Origin of the sequence: Streptomyces sp. UNOB3_S3 (genome assembly GCF_020740895.1) — a bacterium.
In the GTDB taxonomy this organism is placed as follows: Bacteria; Actinomycetota; Actinomycetes; order Streptomycetales; family Streptomycetaceae; genus Streptomyces.
In genome coordinates, this window is the sequence record NZ_JAILXP010000687.1 from 1 (window position 1) to 1,396 (window position 1,396).

Consider the following 1,396-nt stretch of genomic DNA (forward strand, 5'->3'; position numbering starts at 1 on the left):
CCGCCGGGACCCCGCGCCCCCGGCCGCCGCGCTGATCTTCGACGACCCGCTGGACCGGCAGTCCTCGGACGACACCGACCGCGGCTGGGGCGACCGCCCGGCCACCGGCGGCAGCGCCGCCGACCTGGCCCGCTTCCTGGACGAGAAGCCTCCCCACCACATCTGAGGCCGCCCCGCGCCACCTCAGCCGTCGGTGGGTCGGCCGGTGCCGAGGCGGAGGACGAAGTTGGCCATCCGGAACCCCGGCTCGGGTTCCGAGTCGGCGGTCCGATGGAAACCGAGCCCGCTGTACAGGGCCGTGGCGGGCCGGTTGGCCGCGCCGGTGCCGACCCGCACTTCGCCGCCGTCGAGCACTTCGGTGAGCAGGTGGCGCAGCAGCCGGGTCGCGAGGCCGCGCCGGAAGAAGGCCGGGTCCACGCAGACCCGGTCGATCCATGTGACCTGCGGGCCGGTGCCGGCCCGCGTCTGCCAGGCCACGAAGGCCGCCACCCGTCCGTCGTCGGTGATCGCGCCCAGCCAGCGCAGCGGGCGGGCCCGCATGTCCTGGAGCGATTCGCGCAGGGCGGGGATGCCGTCGAAGCCGATGATGCCGGCCTCGACGGCATAGGCGCGCCTGCCCGCCTGGTGCACGGCGGCCGCGATCTCCGCGTCGTTCAGATCCAGCTCACGGACCAGCGGGTCCGCCGGTGCCGGCACGGGTTGCCTCCTAGCGCTGGGCCGGGACGGAGTCCGAGCCCGAGCCCGGGCCCCGGCGCTGTTCGATCAGGGTGTCGCGGATCTGGGCCAGCAGCTCGATCTCGGTGGGCTCGTTCGGCTTGGTCTCCGCCGGGGCCTTGGCGGCCTGGCGGTCCTGCCAGCGCTTCATGGGCAGCAGCATCAGGAAGTAGACCACCGCCGCCGTGATCAGGAAGGTCAGCGTGGCGCTGAGCACCGAGCCCCACTGGATGTAGACGCCCTTGGTGACCTCACCCGTCGCGCTGCGGACGCAGGGGCCCTTGATGCAGGACGCGTAGCGTTCGAGGTCCTTGGTGCCGAAGGCACCCACGACGGGGTTGATGACGCCCTTCACCACAGAGTTCACGATGTTGGTGAACGCCGCTCCGATGACGACCGCGACCGCGAGGTCGATCACGTTGCCCCGCATCAGGAAGGCCTTGAAACCCCCGAGGACTCCTGTTTTCTTATCGCTCCCGGAGCTCACCGAACAACCTCTCTCTGTACGTACCTATGCCGGAATGGCCGATTCAATAACATACGAGAGAATCTGGCTGGTCTGTCCAATCCGCAAACGCGCGCCCGGATGCGTCGGGGGCGCCCGCGCCGCCCCACGCGCACCGGCGCGAACATCGGCACCCGGCGCCCGGGCGGGGTCCAGGGCGCGGGGAAGGGCCGGGAA

The 1,396-nt window shown here is 71.6% G+C and carries 2 protein-coding genes; both read right to left on the reverse strand.

Annotated elements, in window-relative coordinates; translation table 11 throughout:
• Positions 1-183: 183 nt before the first annotated feature.
• The gene (locus tag K6I33_RS35025) at positions 184-696 is read right to left on the reverse strand and encodes a GNAT family N-acetyltransferase (protein ID WP_229358827.1); all 513 of its coding nucleotides are present in this window, start codon (positions 694-696) and stop codon (positions 184-186) included.
• A gap of 10 nt (positions 697-706) precedes the next feature.
• Entirely contained in the window at positions 707-1,201 is a 495-nt protein-coding gene (gene mscL, locus K6I33_RS35030; RefSeq protein WP_308297372.1) for a large conductance mechanosensitive channel protein MscL, read from the reverse strand.
• Positions 1,202-1,396 lie beyond the last annotated feature (195 nt).